Raw genomic sequence first — 17708 nt, 5'->3', positions numbered from 1 at the left:
GTTTCGACCGGGCGGGGGCTTGCGCGTGCGTGCGGCTCCAGCACTGCCGAGTGCCGGCCCCGTGGACCGGTTTGCCGCAGACTCTTGACGGGAATTACGTAACTACGTAATTCTTGATTTATGGAGCTGGAGGAACGGGTCTCGGAACTGGAGCGGCGGCTTGAGGCGCTCGTGGGTGAGCGTCCTGACGCGCCGTCCCCGACAGGTGCCGATTTCTGGGCTTTGGACGGGTTGAAGCAGCAGCTGGAGGGGGCGGGGGAGGCCGGCGGTGGAGTGCTCTATACGGGCGCGGTGCGCCTGCCCACGGGTGAGCGATACGAGTGGCAATTCGGTGCGCTGACGGAGCAGCCGCAGCCGCACCGGGTGACCGAGTGCGGCGAACGACAGTCCGATGCGGGCGTGGGGGCGGGGAAGGGTGGCGGCGTGCAAGGTGGGCCGTCCCGCCCGAAGTTCCGCTACCTCTGGCCCGTCGTCCGGCGCAATCAGCACTTCCCGGCCTTCGGGTCCCCGCTCCTGGCGGTCGCTGACGGCACGGTGGTGTACGCATCGCACGGCCGACGTGACCATCTCAGCCGGGATTCCGGTCCCGCGTTGATGTACCTGATGCTGATAGAAGCGTCCGTCCGGGATGTGCTCGGTCCGGGCGCCATTGTCGGGAACCACCTCGTGCTGGACCTGGGTGACGGTACGTACGCCATGTACGCCCATCTGCGCCGCGGCTCGCTCCGCGTGCGCGTGGGCGAGGAGGTCCGGGCCGGGCAGATGCTCGCCGAGTGTGGAAACTCCGGGAATTCCACCGAACCGCATGTGCATTTCCAGTTGATGGATGATCCGGACCTCGACGTAGCGGTGGGAATTCCGTTTACGTGGAGGGGGATAGGTCTTCCGGCCAACGGTGAGGTGTTCACGGTCGGGGATGCTGTCGGCAGGCACCCCGTTCCCGTTCCGGATTCGGGCACGGTTCGGGCCGTTTGAGGCGGGCTGGCGCGGACGCCGGAGGCCGGAGGCCGGACGATGGGGGCTGAATGCCGGAAGGGGGGCGCCTGGCCCGGGAGCCGGGTCACGGTGGTGGCGAGGGTGCTGTGGCGGTGGAAGGCGCCACTCTCTGCACGGGCATGCACCTGGGTAATTATTTGCCTGGGTACAAGTTTCATCCTGGTACAGTGATGTCATGCTGACCGAGGGGATGGGCCTGCGCGAGCGCAAGAAGATCCAGACGCGACGCCGTCTGCTTGCCGAGGCCGCGAGGCTCTTCGGAGAGCGCGGCTTCGACCAGGTCTCCGTTGCAGAAATCGCCGAAGCGGCCGACGTGTCGAAGATGACCGTCTTCAATTACTTCGACAGCAAGGAAGACCTGGTTCTCGCTCCCATGGAGGAGCACATCGGGGACGTCGCCCAGGTGGTGCGTGGCCGGATGCATGGCGAGTCCGCAGTGGCCGGCATGCGGCGTCAGTTCCTGGCCGCTCTCGAAAACCGGGACCCGTCGGTCGGTATGAGCGATTCACCGGTGGCGCTCGGGCTCCTCCAGTTGATCCAGCAGACGCCTGCCTTGCTCACCCGCGCCCGAGCGTTCTTTGCTCGCAGTGACGAGTTGCTCGTCGACGTACTGGTCGAGGAGGGGGCGGACCGGGATGTCGCGCGCATCGTGGCAGCCCAGTTGATCGGTACCCGCAATGCCCTGATCAGCGAGAACCACCGGCGGTTGTTGGCCGGCGAGTCTGCCGAGGCCATCGCCCCGGAGGCAGCGGTTCTTGCCGGGCGAGCGTTCGATCTGCTCGAGAACGGTTTGGGTGACTTCGCGACACGAGCCTGATCCCGGGCCAGAGGGTTGGCCCGGGGCCTGGTCCCAGGGGTTGGCTCTGGGGCTGGGCCCTGGGGGCTTGGCTCTGGGGCTGGGCTGGGCTGGGCCGTGGCGGTGCTGTGGCATGGGGTGCGGCGGTACGCCGTAGGCTCCCGTGCATGCCGCCGTCCCAGAAGCGCGCCCGCCGCTACGACCCGGTCAGGACCCGTGCCGCCGTCCTGGCTCAGTTCTCCCAAGTCCGCGCCGCCGTCAGCACACTGACACCCCAGCAGCTGGAGGGGCCGAGCGGGCTCGGTGCGTGGACGGTGCGTGAGCTCGCCGTCCACGTGGCGATGGCCCTCTCGCACGTCAGCAGAAACCTGGAATTGCCCGAACCCGTCCTCGCCAAGCCGGAGGTGACCCTGTTGGAGTGGCCGTTCTCCACGGCGGGCCGCGCCGGCCGGATCGCCGACGACACCGTGGCACTTGCCGCGGCCCGCCCCGATCTGGACGCCCTGTATGGAGAGGTGGCCGACCGGTTCGAGGCGCTGGTGCCGACCGTCTCCGAGGACCGGTTGCTGGCCACCCGGGTGGGTGCCATGCGGCTCGGGGACTTCCTGGTGACCCGCACCGTGGAGCTCGTGGTCCACACGTACGACCTCAACGAGGCGACCGGGCTGGGTATCCCCTACGACCGTCAGGCGCTCGCCGCGTGCACCCGGTTGCTCGCCGACGCCCTGGCGGAGAAGGCGCCGGGAGGTTCGGTCGAGGTGCGGGTGCCGCCCTTCGCGGTGGTCCAGTGTGTCCAGGGGCCCCGGCACACCCGCGGTACGCCGCCCAACGTCGTCGAGACCGAAGCGCTCACCTGGATCAGGCTCGCCACCGGACGGACGCAATGGGTACGTGAGCTCGACGAGGCCAAGGTCAGCGCCAGTGGTGAACGGGCGGATCTTTCCGCGCTGCTGCCCCTGATGGGGTGACGGGAACCGGATCGCCGGTGCCGACCGACCCATGGCCATGCACCGTCAAGGTCTGGCCGCCGGCGTCCTGACGCTGCTCGCAGTGGCGGCAGTGGCTGCAGTGGCGGTAGCGGCACCGTGCGGCGCGGAGCGACGTACCGCTCACCGGCATCCGCTGGGCAATCGAATCGCTGACAGACAGACAGACAGAGGGAAGCGTTCCGCTGCCCCGGCGGCCGGGGCCCATGTCGACATCGACGCCAAGGGGAGGGCGAGTGGGACTGCGGCTCAACCGGTTCACCGCCGAGGCCGGGCTCGACGGCGACGCGCTCACCGTCGAGCCCGGCACGAACACCGGGAGGGATGCGGGCCGGACATCCAGCGTTTCGAGGTCCTGTTCTCACAGGCCTTCAGCGGCAGGGCGTCAGGAGGCCTTCGGGTAGGGCAGCAGCCCGGCGTCCGTCCGTTCCCAGGCCGCCCGGAGGTCGGCCAGAAGCTCCGGCTCGGCGGCGGCCCGGTCGGCCTGCTCCCGCTGGTCGTGTGCCAGGTTGAAGAGCTGGTCCGGACCGCCGTTGCCCCGGTAGTACTTCCAGTCGCCGCGTCGCAGCGCCCGCTCCCCACGTACCCGCCAGAACAGGTCCCGTTCCTTCGGCTGCTCGCCACGCAGCAGGTACCCGGTCAGGCTGATGCCGTCCAGCGGGTAGGCCGGGTCGGGCCGGGCTCCGCCCAGCTCCAGCAGTGTCGCGGTCCAGTCGGGAGAGAACAGCGGCAGTTCGCTCACCTGGTGCGCATCGATCCTGGCCGGCCAGCGCAGGACGGCCGGGACCCGGATGCCGCCCTCCTGGAGGGAGCTCTTGTTGCCGGAGAGAGGCCACTGGTACGAGAAGCGCTCACCGCCGTTGTCGCTGGCGAAGAAGACCAGCGTGTCCTCCTCCTGGCCGGACCGCTTCAGCGCCTTGAGTACTTCGCCGACCGACCGGTCCAGGTCCTCGACCATCTCCTTGTACTTGGCGAGCGAGCCTCCGTCGGCGTGGAACAGCCCTCCCAGACCACCCTCCTTGATCTTCCGTACGATCTCGGCGCTCTCGGCCGTGTCCCCCTCGGCGATCCAGGGCCAGTGGGGCGTGGTGAAGTTCAGGTTCAGCAGCCATGGCTTGTCGTGGTCACGCTGCACGTACTCACTCGCCCGCTCGGTGAGGATCCGGGTGTAGTACCGAAGGTCCTTGTACTCCGCATCGCCCTCGTACAAGTCGTACTCGCCGCCGAGACCGAGCTTCGAGTAGTACTCCAGAGCTCCGCCGAAGTTGCCGAAGAACTCGTCCCAGCCGGACTTGGTCGGGCTGTAGTCCGGCAGATAGCCGCAGTGCCACTTACCGATCAGCGCGGTCGCGTACCCGGCGCCGCGCAGCAGCGAGGCGAGGGTCGGGTGGGTGGGGTCGAGACCGACCGAGCGGTCTGCGATGGGTTCGGCGAGACCGCCCTTCGTGCGCCCGGGATAGCGGCCGGTGTACAGGCTGAACCGGGTCGGTGAGCAGGTCGCGGACCCGGCGTAGGCGTCGGTGAACCGCACGCCCTGCCGGCCGAGCCGGTCCAGGTTCGGGGTGCGGATGTCCGGCGAACCGTAGGAGGAGAGGTCGGCCCAACCGAGATCGTCCCCGAGGATGAAGAGGATGTTGGGCCGCCGTGAATGCCGGCCCCGGGCGGCCCGGAAGGGCTGCTCGTGCGTAGCCGTCGCCGCCGGCGCGGCGGCTGCAGGGGCGGCAGGCAGGCCCACCGCTGCGGTCGCGGCCGTGGCGCCCACAGCCGTTCCGAAGGCGCGCCGCGTCAATGGATTGCCTGAACCGATGTTCGAGTGACGAAGAGGCATGACTGCTCCAGGGCAGGACTCGGCCGCGCAGGGCGGCAAAGGCGAAGGGGGCCGTCCCGCTCGTCGACGGCGAGTGCCGAAACGGGTGCGGGCGTGGTGCGGAGGCGTGCGGAACCGGCAGCGGGGCGCCGGACACACGTGCGGGCCCGAAGGCGAGTTCACGTGCGGGCCCGATGGCGAGTTACGGACGCGCGAAGGGTGCGGAGGGTGTGAGCGGCGCAAGAGGTCTCAGAGGTCGAGGTCTCGCAGACCCGCGTTCACGAAGCCCGGCAAGTCCGGCCACCCAGCAGGACAACAGGAGACCGAGGCAGCAGAAGACCGGGACAGCGAGACATCGAGAGCCCTGGACAACGAAAGTCCGAGACATCGAGAGCCCGAGACAACGAGAGCCCGAAAGAACAACAAGGTGAAGAGAAGCGAGAGCCCTCGCGCGCCGGTGACTCAGGCGTGGCGACAGATGGCGCTCGAGACACGTCCCAGATCGACGTGACGGCGCTCCACGAGTGTGACCGAGTGATCACCGAGGGGCTGCATGAGGCAGGAGCCTGCCAACGAGGCATGCGCCTGTCAACGCCGGTCTCGTACTGCGGACAGGGCCTGCGGACCGCGGACCGGCTTTCCCGACTTGCGCAGGAACGTCTTCGGGCGTCACCAGAAGCCGCATACCGGTCGCCTCCGCGGACGCCCGGTGTGAGGCTCACCACGAAACGAGCGTTCGACCACCCCGCGCGAGGCTGTGGCGGGGCTCCTCACGGAGGGCCACGAACCGGCCCGGCCGCCCTGCCGCTCCATGGCCGGAACCCGTCGGTAACCCGCCGTCGATCCGGGCGGCGACTGCCCCGAGGCGGCTGCGGCCGGCCATCCGCCCCCGGGTGGCGATCACTCCGCGTCACGCTTCGGTGCGGTTGTCGAGGGGGGTCCGGGGGCATTTCTTCCGCAGCCCGGCGGGGCGTCCCCAATTCGGACCAGTGGTCGATCTCGCCTACACTCGGTGGCGTGCCTCGTGGTGATGGACGACTCAACCACGACCTGCTCCCCGGAGAGAAAGGCCCCCAGGACGCTTGCGGCGTCTTCGGTGTCTGGGCTCCGGGTGAAGAGGTCGCCAAGCTCACCTATTTCGGACTGTATGCCCTGCAGCACCGTGGACAGGAGTCCGCGGGCATCGCAGTGAGCAACGGGTCCCAGATCCTGGTCTTCAAGGACATGGGACTGGTCTCGCAGGTCTTCGACGAAACGTCTCTGGGATCGCTCCAGGGCCATATCGCGGTCGGTCATGCCCGCTACTCCACCACCGGTGCCTCGGTGTGGGAGAACGCGCAGCCGACGTTCCGTGCGACCGCGCACGGCTCGATCGCCCTGGGTCACAACGGCAACCTGGTCAACACGGCCCAGCTCGCCGAGATGGTCGCCGACCTTCCGCGCAAGGACGGCCGTGCCACCCAGGTGGCAGCGACCAACGACACCGACCTGGTGACCGCGCTGCTCGCCGGCCAGACCGATGACGACGGCAAGCCGCTCACCATCGAGGAGGCCGCCGCCAAGGTGCTTCCCGAGGTGCGGGGCGCCTTCTCCCTCGTCTTCATGGATGAGCACACCCTCTATGCGGCCCGTGACCCGCAGGGCATCCGCCCGCTGGTCCTCGGCCGGCTGGAGCGCGGCTGGGTGGTGGCCTCCGAGTCCGCCGCCCTCGACATCTGCGGCGCCAGCTTCGTCCGTGAGATCGAGCCGGGCGAGCTCGTCGCCATCGACGAGAACGGCCTGCGCACCTCGCGGTTCGCAGAAGCGAAGCCCAAGGGCTGCGTTTTCGAGTACGTCTACCTGGCCCGCCCCGACACCGACATCGCCGGGCGCAACGTCTACCTCTCCCGGGTGGAGATGGGCCGCAAGCTGGCGGCCGAGGCCCCGGTCGAGGCCGATCTGGTCATAGCGACACCGGAATCCGGCACCCCCGCCGCGATCGGGTACGCGGAGGCAAGCGGCATCCCGTTCGGCGCCGGACTGGTGAAGAACGCCTACGTCGGCCGGACCTTCATCCAGCCGTCCCAGACGATCCGGCAGCTCGGCATCCGCCTCAAGCTGAACCCGCTCAAGGAAGTCATCAAGGGCAAGCGCCTGGTGGTCGTCGACGACTCGATCGTCCGCGGCAACACCCAGCGCGCACTCGTCCGGATGCTCCGCGAGGCCGGTGCCGCCGAGATCCACATCCGGATCTCGTCCCCGCCGGTGAAGTGGCCCTGCTTCTTCGGTATCGACTTCGCCACCCGCGCCGAGCTGATCGCCAACGGCATGTCCGTCGACGAGATCGCCACGTCGATGGGGGCCGACTCGCTCTCGTACATCTCGATCGACGCGATGATCGAGGCGACGACGATCGACAAGCCGAATCTGTGCCGCGCCTGCTTCGACGGCGAGTACCCGATGGAGCTTCCGGACCCGGAGCTGCTCGGCAAGCAGCTGCTGGAGACCGAGCTGGCGGCAGGCCCTGCGGCGACCGCCGCGGCCGACGCGCTGCGCCGTCCGTGACCCGGACCGCTCGGCAGCCTTCCCACCAGCCCCGTATTTCCACACGAAAGATCCCAGGCAATGTCTGAGACAACAGGTGCTTCCTACGCGGCAGCGGGCGTCGACATCGAGGCCGGCGACCGTGCCGTAGAGCTGATGAAGGAGTGGGTGAAGAAGACGCAGCGCCCCGAGGTCGCGGGCCTCGGCGGACTCGGCGGCTTCGCCGGGCTCTTCGACGCCTCGGCGCTCAAGCGCTACGAGCGTCCGCTGCTCGCCTCCGCCACGGACGGCGTCGGTACGAAGGTCGACCTCGCCCGCAAGATGGGCGTGTACGACACGATTGGCCACGACCTCGTCGGCATGGTCGTGGACGACCTCGTCGTCTGCGGTGCCGAGCCGCTCTTCATGACCGACTACATCTGCGTCGGCAAGGTGCATCCCGAGCGTGTCGCGGCCATCGTGAAGGGCATCGCCGAAGGCTGTGTGCTGGCCGGCTGTGCCCTGGTCGGCGGCGAGACCGCCGAACACCCCGGACTGCTCGGCCCGGACGACTTCGATGTCGCCGGCGCCGGTACGGGCGTGGTCGAGGCCGACCGCCTGCTGGGCCCGGACCGTATCCGCAAGGGTGACGCCGTCATCGCGATGGCGTCGTCCGGTCTTCACTCCAACGGGTACTCGCTCGTCCGCCACGTCGTCTTCGACCGGGCCGGATGGACGCTGGACCGCGAGGTCGAGGAGTTCGGCCGGACGCTCGGCGAGGAGCTCCTGGAGCCGACCAGGATCTACTCCCTGGACTGCCTGGCGCTGACCCGCACGACCGAGGTGCACGGCTTCAGCCACGTCACCGGCGGTGGCCTGGCCAACAACCTGGCCCGGGTCATCCCGGACTCCCTGCACGCGACGGTGGACCGTTCCACCTGGACGCCCGGCGCGGTCTTCGACCTCGTCGGCAAGGCCGGCCAGGTCGAGCAGCTGGAGCTGGAGAAGACGCTCAACATGGGCGTCGGCATGATCGCGATCGTCCCCGCCGAGTCGGTGGACGCGGCCCTGACGACGCTGGCCGACCGCGGCGTCGACTCCTGGGTCGCGGGCGAGATCACCGACCGCGGTGCGCACACGACAGGCGCTGAGCTCGTGGGCGGGTACGCGCGCTGAGTGCGGGTGCGTGGATGCCCTCAGGTGGAGGCGGGCGGGCCGTGGAGGCCCGCCCGGACACCACGGCGACGGCACGGCCACGGCGGCTGCCCTCCGCACGTCATGGACATGCGCGACGGTGGAGCCCATCCGGCGTCAGGAACATGTACGACAGTGGAACCCCTTCCACGTCGTGGCCGGGCACGACGGCGGAGAGCTCAGCCGAACGTCATGGTCATGATGGCCGGGTCGCCCGCAGTGCAGGCCGGGAACGTCACACGATGCGGACCGGGACAGCACAGAACCCGGTCCGGGACGAGCCCGGACCGGGTTGATGTGTCAGCGCGAGGTCAAGCGCCGCGGCGCTGTGACGACGGACCGGACTGATCGTCCTCGTCCGCGTCCTCGTCGTCGTTGTACTGATCCGCGTACTGTGCGTACGGGTCATCTTCCTCGTCGTCGTCCTCGAACGGCTCGGCGTTCGGTGGTTGACTCGAAGGTGATGCGCCCAGCTCATTGGCCAGACGCGACAGGTCAGTCCCGCCGCTGCTGTATTTCAGCTGACGGGCGACCTTGGTCTGCTTGGCCTTTGCCCGGCCGCGCCCCATGGCTCGACCCCCTCGGTGACGGGGCTCGACGGCCCCAGAGTCTTGACACGCGTTCATGTTTCAGGACGGACTCTCGGCAGAGAGGCCGTACCTGTGCTTTAACGGTACCTGCTTCCGCGGCCATACGGTACGCCGCCCGCATCACGTGCCTCGGAAGAGGACCCGCGAGGAGCTCGTCCTCGCTGGTCAACTGCGATTTTAACCTCATATTGGCATGCGACCCGCCGACCGGAGTGAGTCTTGTCTCGCCGGTCGGCGGGTCGCTGTGCCCGTGCGGGAATGACGCCCCGTAGAGGCCCCCGCACGGCCACCTTGGTGCTCGGCGTGCGGTCAGCCGCGGCGGGCTTCGGCCATCCGCTGCTCCGCGATCCGGTCGGCCGCGGCGGCCGGCGGAATGCCGTCATCCTTCGCGCGTGCAAAGATCGCCAAGGTCGTGTCGAAGATCTTCGACGCCTTCGCCCTGCACCGGTCGAAGTCGAAGCCGTGCAGCTCGTCCGCGACCTGGATGACACCGCCCGCGTTCACCACGTAGTCGGGTGCGTAGAGGATCGACCGGTCGGCCAGGTCCTTCTCGACGCCCGGGTGCGCGAGCTGGTTGTTGGCCGCGCCGCAGACCACCGAGGCGGTGAGCACCGGAACGGTGTCGTCGTTGAGGGCGCCGCCCAGCGCGCACGGCGCGTAGATGTCCAGGCCCTCGGTACGGATCAGCGCCTCGGTGTCCGCCGCGACGGCGACCTCGGGGTGCTTCTCGGTGATCCGGCGCACGGACTCGTCCCGCACATCGGTGATCACGACCTCGGCGCCGTCCGACAGCAGGTGCTCCACGAGGTGGTGCCCCACCTTGCCGACACCCGCGACCCCCACTTTCCGGCCACGCAGCGTCGGGTCGCCCCAGAGGTGCTGGGCCGAGGCCCGCATGCCCTGGAAGACGCCGAACGCGGTGAGCACGGAGGAGTCGCCGGCGCCGCCGTTCTCGGGGGAGCGGCCGGTGGTCCAGCGGCACTCGCGGGCCACGACGTCCATGTCGGCGACGTACGTGCCGACATCGCACGCCGTCACATAGCGCCCGCCGAGCGAGGCCACGAAGCGGCCGTAGGCCAGCAGGAGTTCCTCGGTCTTGATCTGCTCGGGGTCGCCGATGATGACGGCCTTGCCGCCGCCGTGGTCGAGACCGGCCATGGCGTTCTTGTACGACATACCGCGCGCGAGGTTCAGCGCGTCCGCGACCGCCTCCTCCTCGGAGGCGTACGGGTAGAAGCGGGTGCCGCCGAGGGCCGGGCCCAGAGCGGTGGAGTGCAGGGCGATGACGGCCTTGAGGCCGCTGGCACGGTCCTGGCAGAGCACGACTTGTTCGTGGCCCCCCTGATCCGAGTGGAACAGGGTGTGCAGGACGCCGTTGGTCACATCGGTCACTGTGGTGACTCCCAAGTACGAAGCGGCGGGAAGACCCTCCTGAAGGTGGGGAAGGTCCGGGCGGGCCGACCGGCACGGCCGGTCCGTCCGGGCAAGAGCGTAAGTCCTCGGGGGACGTAGATCTGTTCCAGTGCCGAGGATCACCCCCTACAGGAGTACGGGCGTGACACGATCGCTGCATGTCGGTGGTGTCTTCGGTGCTCGTCCCTTACGCGTCCTACCTCCGGGTGTACGAGCCACTGGCGGCCTTCCCGGCGGCCGAACGTGCTCACTGGGCCCGCTATGCGGGCCGCGAGCGGATCCCCACGGCCCAGGACGAACTGCGCCGTTCCCTGGCGGACTTGGCGGCGACCCCGCCGGTCGGCGTGCCGGCGCACGAGAGTGCCGACGCGTTCGTCGCCGAGGTGGACGGGGTGGTGTGCGTCTGTCCGTGGCGGACGCGGCTGCGCGGGTGGCTGGCGCTGGACGGGCTGACGGACATGTTTCCCGGTGCGGTGCTCGACGCGGTGCTGCCGCCGGTGGTGCGCGGGCAGGCCGTGGCCGACCACGAGCGGTGGGCGGAGCGCAATCCGGATGCCCGGCCGTGGATCAGGACCGCGGTGTGGCAGGTGCCGGTGCGGTGGTTCGTCCTGTTCTCGGACGAGGAGCGTGAGTACCGGGAGGCGGGGGAGGCCGGTGAGCCGCCACTCCTGCGGTACCGGACGCCGATGGTCCAGGCGCGGCGGCGGCTGGCGCGGGGGCTGAAGACGCTGCGGGACTCCATGGACGACGGCCCGCTGACCGAGGGGCTGGTGGACGTCGGGCGGTGGCTCGAGGAGTTCCATCCGCGCGCGCTCGTGGAGCTGGACTACGGAGGGCTGGTGCACGCCCTGCCGGCGAAGCAGCTCGCGGCGGACCGGAGCGCCGCCGACGTGGCCGAGGGCATCGCGGCGCTGGGTGCCGGGGACGCCGAGCGGGCGAGCGAGGCGTACGCGCGCCTCGCGGAGCGCTGGCGGGCCGTGAGGGACCGCCAGTTCGCGAACTGAGGATCGAACTGACGAGCCATGAACGTGTGCCCCGTGTGACACGTGAGGGTGAAGAGGCGGAACGGTACCTCAGTGGCCTCGGGACCTACGTCCCGAACCGGGCCTTTGCCTCAAGCGTGATGGATAGCACTTACGGGGCCCTTGCGTCCTTCCCTACTCCTCGTGCCAAAATAGGACAAGGAGTCCGGGGAGGGCTCCTTCCGTCCAAGTAAGGGCGGAATGCTCAGCATTGCACTCTATGGGGGGTCTGATGACTCCTGATCGCTCTGTGACTGATCGTCACGGTGGTGTGACTGTCCGCTATGGCATGGTCCATCGGCTTCCGTCGCTGATGAACACCTGGGAGGGCAATTCCATCGGTTTGGCCGACGTGGCTGGACGGATGGTGTAGTTGTAGTGCCGAGGACAAGCCGTTCGTCCTATAACCGACTCGGCCCGCGTCCGCCATTTCGGGCAACGCGGGTCAAGGTGCAGAATTTAGAGGAAAGAACCGAGATGGTTCGGTTCTCCCGAGGAGGCCGCTCATGACCGCTCGCACCCCTGATGCCGAGCCGCTGCTGACCCCGGCTGAGGTTGCCACGATGTTCCGCGTGGACCCGAAGACGGTTACCCGTTGGGCCAAGGCAGGCAAGCTCACGTCCATCCGCACGCTCGGTGGACATCGCCGGTACCGCGAGGCAGAGGTCCGCGCACTGCTTGCGGGTATTCCGCAGCAGCGCAGCGAGGCCTGACATACCCCTGTCGCCGCGTCACAACTGGGCTTTTGGGTCCCCCAACCCACATAGCCCACCCATAGCTCCATATGACGGGCGCCCGCCCCAACGGGCGCCATACCTGTGCCATACGGGTTCCGTCATGAGATCGCGCTGGACTCCGCCGGGTCCAGCGCGATCTTTTTTGTTCGCGCGGCCGACGTGGAACCCTCGTCGTCGCCTTGGCTCCTGTCCGCGATCCGGCACTGGAAACCGGGCGTCCGGTTGGCTCCGGAGGGGCCTTCCGTGGGTGCGCCGGACTCGGTGCGAGGCGTTGCGCCTCGCCTTCCCGGGGGCCGGTGCGGGGTGGGCCGGAGGACCCTGGGGGCACTCCTGTCGAGTGGTGCAATTGCACATATTAAATTCGCCAGTTGTAGGAAGGGTGTAAAGCCACCCCTTCTGAAAACTGATTCGGTGACACCCGTCACATGGCATGAGTCTTGCCAACTACGAGCTTGCCACTGTTGAGGAGTGGAAGGCCAAGCCATTGGTCACGCGGCGGGAGGACTTTCGTCCTGCGTCCAGCCGGGGCCGCGCCGCCCGCCGGGGCCCGGATCGCCGCCGCCGGGCGACGCCGAGGCGCGTGCGGGGGCGAGGCGCGTGGCCGTCCGGGCGGGGGCCGGCCGCCTCGCGAGCGCGTGAGGGCCGGTGTCCGGAGCCGCGAAGCGGGTCGACGGCGGTCCCGCCGCGGGTGGCGGAACGGGCCTCGCTCCCGTCGCGGGTGAGGGAAGGGGCCCCGGCCCCGCCGCGGGTGAGGGAACGGACAGCGCTCCCGACGTGGGTGACGGAGCCGGCCCCGGCCCCGTCACGGGCTGCACGGTCTGTTCCCGCGCTGCGGAAGCCATCACATGCACTCCGGTCTGTTCCGGCGGCGGCTCCGGGGCTGCCACGGCCGGCGGCGCCGCCCCGGACGATCCGGAGGCTGCCGGGGGCGCCGGCGCCGCCGCGCGCGATCCAGAGGCTGCCGGGGGCACCGGCGCCGTTCCTGGCGGTGCAGGGCTTGCCGGGCCCGCCAGGGCCGGCTCGTGCGGTCCGGGGCCCGCCAGGGCCGTCGCGGCCGTTCCCGTCGCCCCGGAGGCCGTCAGGGGGTCCATGGCGAGCCTCAGTAAGCGGGCGCAGACCGCGCAGTGCCGGGTGAGGTGGCGATAGCCCGAGGCCGCCGCCAGGTGGGCGCGCAGCAGGGCGCGGATCTCGTGCCGGGGCGTCCTCCTGCGCATCGGCGCCGGGGCGGTGCCCGAGGGCTGTGCCGGGACCGGCTCGCGGGCTCCGGACCGGTCCGGCAGGAAGTTCTCGCTCGTGGATGCCGCCATCCGCGCCACCTCCCGGTGGATGCGCGCCGCCCCTCCCGGAAAACCAGGGACAGCCCTTGGTTCTGAGTACTCGTCGGCGGACACCGCAGTCAAGACGCGCGAAAGCCCGGATCCAGAGGATCCGGGCTTTCGTTACTGCGGTCCTGACGGGATTTGAACCCGCGGCCTCCACCTTGACAGGGTGGCGAGCACTCCAAACTGCTCCACAGGACCAGGTTTTCGCGGCGGCCTCGCGGCTGCCTGCGAAGACAGACTGTACAGGAGGTCGGAGGGTGCGGTCGACCTCACTCCTGGTGGTGGCACCGTCACCCGCGCACCGCCCCGCCGGTTACGGGGCGGCGGCGTCGATCGCCTTCACGATCCGCTTGTCGGAGACGGGGAACGCGGTGCCCAGGGCGTGCGCGAAGTAGCTGACCCGCAGCTCCTCGATCATCCAGCGGATGTCCAGGACCTCCTGGGGAACGGGCCTGCCCTGCGGCAGTTGCTCCAGCAGCCAGGCGTACTCGTCCTGCATCTCGTGGACCTTCTCCATACGCGTGGTGTCGCGCTGGACGTTCGTCGGCATCTGCTGGAGCCGGCGGTCCTCGGCGACCAGGTAGCGCATCAGGTCGGGCAGCCTGCGCAGCCCGGTCAGGGTGACGAACCCGGGCGGCACGAGCCGGGCCAGGTGCTCCCGTACGTCCGTGACGTTGTTGATCAGGACCAGGCTGTTGGTGGACTTCAGCCGGCGCTCGCAGGCCTGCCAGGCGGCCAGGATCTGCTGGACCTGGCCGATCGTCCGGACGGTCAGGTCCACCAGGTCGGCGCGCACCTTGTCGTACAGCTTCCGGAACGACGCCTCGTCCCAGGCCGGGCCGCCGTGCGCGGCGATCAGCCGGTCGGCGGCCGCCGTCGCGCAGTCGTCGAAGAGGGCCTGGATGGAGCCGTGCGGATTACGGGACAGCGCGAGCTTCTGCTGGTTCGTGAGCTTGTCCGAGGCGAACTTCGCCGGGTTCACCGGGATGTTCAGCAGGATCAGCTTCCGGGTGCCGCGCCACATCGCCTGCTGCTGCTCGGCCTCGGTGTCGAAGAGCCGTACGGCCACCGTTTCGCCCTGGTCGACGAGGGCCGGGAAGGCCTTGACCGGCTGCCCCGCCCGCCGGGTCTCGAAGACCCGGTCCAGCGTGCCGATCGTCCAGTCCGTGAGCCCCGAACGTTCGATGGACTCACCCGAAGGCCCCGCGGTCGCCGCGGCGGCCTTGGAGAGGGCCTGACGGGCCTTGGGGCGCAACTGGACCCGCAGTGCCTCCAGGTCCTTGTCCTCGGCGACCTTGCGGCGCCGCTCGTCGACGACCCGGAAGGTGATCTTCAGGTGGTCCGGGACCCGGCTCAGGTCGAAGTCGTCCGCGGTGACCGGGACCCCGACCATCCGCTGGAGCTCACGGGCCAGGGTGAAGGGCAGCGGCTCCTGGAGGGGCACGGCCCGGTCCAGGAACTTGTCCGCGTAGTTCGGCGCGGGGACGTAGTGCCGGCGGATGGGCTTGGGCAGGGAGCGGATCAGCTCGGTGACCACTTCCTCGCGCAGGCCCGGGATCTGCCAGTCGAAGCCCTCGGACGTGACCTGGTTGAGCACCTGGAGCGGGATGTGGACGGTCACACCGTCCGCGTCCGCGCCGGGCTCGAACTGGTACGTCACCCGGAACTTGAGCTTCCCCTGCCGCCAGGAGTCCGGGTAGTCGTCCTTGGTGACGGCCCCGGCCTTCTCGTTGATGAGCATCGAGCGCTCGAAGTCGAGCGCGTCCGGCTCGTCCTTGCGCTTGTGCTTCCACCACGAGTCGAAGTGCGCGCCTGAGACGACGTGTTCGGGGATCCGCTGGTCGTAGAAGTCGAACAGGGTCTCGTCGTCCACGAGGATGTCGCGGCGCCGGGCACGATGCTCCAACTCCTCGACCTCGCCGAGGAGTTTGCGATTGTCATGGAAGAACTGGTGGTGCGTGCGCCAGTCGCCCTCGACCAGGGCGTTGCGGATGAAGAGATCCCGCGAGGCCTCCTGGTCGATCCGGCCGAAATTGACCTTGCGCTGGGCCACGATGGGTACGCCGTACAGCGTGACCCGCTCGTACGCCATCACCGCCGCCTGGTCCTTCTCCCAGTGCGGCTCGCTGTAGGTGCGCTTCAGCAGATGTCCGGCCAGCGGCTCGATCCACTCCGGCTCGACCCGGGCGTTGACCCGCGCCCACAGCCGTGACGTCTCGACCAGCTCGGCCGACATCACGAACCGCGGCTGCTTCTTGAAGAGCGCCGACCCCGGGAAGATCGCGAACTTGGCGCTGCGGGCGCCCAGGTACTCGTTCTTCTCGGTGTCCTTCAGCCCGATGTGCGACAGCAGACCGGAGAGCAGCGAGGTGTGCACCGACTGCTCGGGGGCGTCCTCGTCGTTGAGCTCGATGCCCATCTGCTTGGCGACCGTGCGCAGCTGCGCGTAGATGTCCTGCCATTCGCGGATGCGCAGGAAGTTCAGGTACTCCTGCTTGCACATCCGGCGGAAGCTGGAGGAGCCGCGCTCCTTCTGCTGCTCACGGATGTAGCGCCACAGGTTCAGGAACGCCAGGAAGTCGGACGTCTCGTCCTTGAACCGGGCGTGCTGCTGGTCGGCCTGCGTCTGCTTCTCGGACGGCCGTTCGCGCGGGTCCTGGATGGAGAGCGCGGAGGCGATGACCATGACCTCGCGTACGCAGCCGTTGCGGTCGGCCTCGATGACCATGCGGGCCAGCCGCGGGTCCACCGGCAGCTGCGAGAGCTTGCGGCCGAGCGGGGTGAGCCGCTTCTTCGGATCCTTCTCCTCCGGATCCAGCGCGCCGAGCTCCTGGAGCAACTGGACGCCGTCGCGGATGTTGCGGTGGTCCGGCGGGTCGATGAAGGGGAACTTCTCGATGTCGCCGAGACCGGCCGCGGTCATCTGGAGGATGACGGAGGCCAGGTTCGTCCGCAGGATCTCCGGGTCCGTGAACTCGGCACGGGTCAGGAAGTCGTCCTCGGAGTACAGCCGGATGCAGATGCCGTCCGACGTACGGCCGCAGCGGCCCTTGCGCTGGTTGGCGCTGGCCTGCGAGATGCGCTCGATCGGCAGCCGCTGGACCTTGGTGCGGTGGCTGTAACGGGAGATACGGGCGTTGCCCGGGTCGATCACGTACTTGATGCCGGGAACGGTCAGCGAGGTCTCGGCGACGTTCGTCGCGAGGACGACCCTGCGTCCGGTGTGGCGCTGGAACACGCGGTGCTGCTCGGCGTGCGACAGGCGTGCGTAGAGGGGGAGCACCTCGGTATGCCTGAGGTTGCGTTTGCCGAGCGCGTCCGCGGTGTCGCGGATCTCGCGCTCGCCGGAGAGGAAGACCAGGACGTCGCCGGGGCCCTCGTTCTGGAGCTCGTCGACGGCGTCGCAGATGGCGGTGATCTGGTCGCGGTCGGAGTCCTCGCTGTCCTCCTCCAGGAGCGGTCGGTACCGCACCTCGACCGGATACGTACGCCCGCTGACCTCGACGATCGGCGCCTCGCCGAAGTGGCGGGCGAAGCGCTCCGGGTCGATGGTCGCCGAGGTGATGACGACCTTCAGGTCCGGGCGCTTGGGCAGCAGCCGGGCCAGATAGCCGAGCAGGAAGTCGATGTTCAGCGACCGCTCGTGGGCCTCGTCGATGATGATCGTGTCGTACGCGAGCAGCTCGCGGTCCGTCTGGATCTCGGCGAGCAGGATGCCGTCCGTCATCAGCTTGACGAAGGTCGCGTCCTGGTTGACCTGGTCGGTGAAGCGGACCTTCCAGCCCACCGCCTCGCCCAGCGGGGTCTTCAGCTCCTCGGCGATCCGCTCGGCCACCGTGCGCGCCGCGATCCGGCGCGGCTGGGTGTGCCCGATCATGCCGCGGACGCCCCGGCCCAGCTCCATGCAGATCTTGGGGATCTGGGTGGTCTTGCCGGAGCCGGTCTCACCGGCGACGATCACGACCTGGTGGTCGCGTATCGCCTCCAGGATCTCGTCCTTCTTCTGGCTGACCGGAAGCTGTTCGGGGTACGAGAGAGCGGGCATCCGCCCGGCCCGCAGCGCGAGCCGCCCGGCTGCCTTCGTGGCCTGGGCCGCGATCTCGTCCAGCACGGCCTGCTGGGCCTCGGGCTTACGAATGCGGCGCGCGCCTTCGAGGCGGCGGCCGAGCCGGTGCGCGTCGCGGAGCGAGAGCTGCCCGAGCTGGGACTGGAGATCGGCAAAGGAAGTAGACATACGGGTCCCAGGATCTCACCCGGGCCCGAGGAACGGCGAACCTATTTCCCGCGGTCTCGGTCACCTGACCCGTACCGCCGGGGACGGGGTGATCACAGCACGTACCATT

General features: G+C 69.2%; 13 protein-coding genes and 1 tRNA gene. 7 read left to right on the top strand and 7 right to left on the bottom strand.

What is annotated here, in order from left to right; all coding sequences use genetic code 11:
• The first annotated feature begins 120 nt into the window (after positions 1-120).
• The 3 genes from EAO72_RS25360 (at position 121) to EAO72_RS25350 (ending at position 2760) form a co-directional block, all read left to right on the top strand.
• Entirely contained in the window at positions 121-975 is an 855-nt protein-coding gene (locus tag EAO72_RS25360; protein WP_148019534.1) for a M23 family metallopeptidase, read from the top strand.
• 199 nt (positions 976-1174) lie between these two features.
• Positions 1175-1813 carry a TetR/AcrR family transcriptional regulator gene (locus EAO72_RS25355; RefSeq protein WP_148022028.1) on the top strand — a complete coding sequence of 213 codons (639 nt, stop codon included), beginning with the start codon at positions 1175-1177 and terminating at the stop codon, positions 1811-1813.
• A gap of 146 nt (positions 1814-1959) precedes the next feature.
• Positions 1960-2760 (top strand): maleylpyruvate isomerase family mycothiol-dependent enzyme, encoded by an 801-nt coding sequence (locus tag EAO72_RS25350; RefSeq protein WP_148019533.1) that lies wholly within the window; start codon positions 1960-1962, stop codon positions 2758-2760.
• A gap of 403 nt (positions 2761-3163) precedes the next feature.
• Here EAO72_RS25350 and EAO72_RS25345 read toward each other — a convergent pair whose 3' ends face one another.
• Both EAO72_RS25345 and EAO72_RS44135 read right to left on the bottom strand, forming a co-directional pair.
• Positions 3164-4606, bottom strand: a complete 1443-nt coding sequence (locus EAO72_RS25345; RefSeq protein WP_148019532.1) for a sulfatase family protein — start codon at positions 4604-4606, stop codon at positions 3164-3166.
• A gap of 441 nt (positions 4607-5047) precedes the next feature.
• Positions 5048-5140: a putative leader peptide gene (locus EAO72_RS44135; protein WP_356741706.1), complete on the bottom strand. Its 93-nt coding sequence runs from the start codon at positions 5138-5140 to the stop codon at positions 5048-5050.
• Positions 5141-5602: 462 nt separating this feature from the next.
• Between EAO72_RS44135 and purF the strand changes: the two genes are divergently transcribed.
• Positions 5603-7129 (top strand): amidophosphoribosyltransferase, encoded by a 1527-nt coding sequence (gene purF / locus EAO72_RS25340; RefSeq protein ID WP_148019531.1) that lies wholly within the window; start codon positions 5603-5605, stop codon positions 7127-7129.
• A gap of 60 nt (positions 7130-7189) precedes the next feature.
• On the top strand, positions 7190-8263 hold the full coding sequence (gene purM, locus EAO72_RS25335) for a phosphoribosylformylglycinamidine cyclo-ligase (protein ID WP_148019530.1): 1074 nt from the start codon (positions 7190-7192) through the stop codon (positions 8261-8263).
• A gap of 329 nt (positions 8264-8592) precedes the next feature.
• Here the strand turns inward: purM and EAO72_RS25330 are convergent, their stop codons facing one another.
• Both EAO72_RS25330 and EAO72_RS25325 read right to left on the bottom strand, forming a co-directional pair.
• Positions 8593-8850 (bottom strand): DUF3073 domain-containing protein, encoded by a 258-nt coding sequence (locus EAO72_RS25330; protein ID WP_033296941.1) that lies wholly within the window; start codon positions 8848-8850, stop codon positions 8593-8595.
• 330 nt (positions 8851-9180) lie between these two features.
• Complete coding sequence (locus tag EAO72_RS25325; RefSeq protein WP_148019529.1) at positions 9181-10263, bottom strand: Leu/Phe/Val dehydrogenase; 1083 nt, start codon at positions 10261-10263, stop codon at positions 9181-9183.
• Between the two features lie 179 nt (positions 10264-10442).
• On the opposite strand from EAO72_RS25325, the gene EAO72_RS25320 reads away from it, so the two are divergent.
• Both EAO72_RS25320 and bldC read left to right on the top strand, forming a co-directional pair.
• A complete protein-coding gene (locus tag EAO72_RS25320) occupies positions 10443-11288 on the top strand; it encodes a hypothetical protein (RefSeq protein ID WP_148019528.1) in 846 nt (281 codons plus the stop codon).
• Positions 11289-11812: 524 nt separating this feature from the next.
• Entirely contained in the window at positions 11813-12019 is a 207-nt protein-coding gene (gene bldC / locus EAO72_RS25315) for a developmental transcriptional regulator BldC (protein WP_003949541.1), read from the top strand.
• Positions 12020-12531: 512 nt separating this feature from the next.
• Here bldC and EAO72_RS43315 read toward each other — a convergent pair.
• The 3 genes from EAO72_RS43315 to hrpA form a co-directional block, all read right to left on the bottom strand.
• On the bottom strand, positions 12532-13257 hold the full coding sequence (locus tag EAO72_RS43315) for a DUF6274 family protein (RefSeq protein ID WP_261991805.1): 726 nt from the start codon (positions 13255-13257) through the stop codon (positions 12532-12534).
• A gap of 231 nt (positions 13258-13488) precedes the next feature.
• Positions 13489-13563 (bottom strand) — tRNA-Asp (locus EAO72_RS25305).
• Positions 13564-13678: 115 nt separating this feature from the next.
• Positions 13679-17599, bottom strand: coding sequence for an ATP-dependent RNA helicase HrpA (gene hrpA, locus EAO72_RS25300; RefSeq protein WP_148019526.1), 3921 nt, complete (start codon positions 17597-17599; stop codon positions 13679-13681).
• Positions 17600-17708: the final 109 nt, after the last annotated feature.

The sequence above is a fragment of the Streptomyces sp. OR43 genome (assembly GCF_008042275.1).
GTDB lineage: Bacteria > Actinomycetota > Actinomycetes > Streptomycetales > Streptomycetaceae > Streptomyces.
Note: the sequence above shows the minus strand (reverse complement) of the source record. Positions and strands in the feature narration are given on the sequence as shown.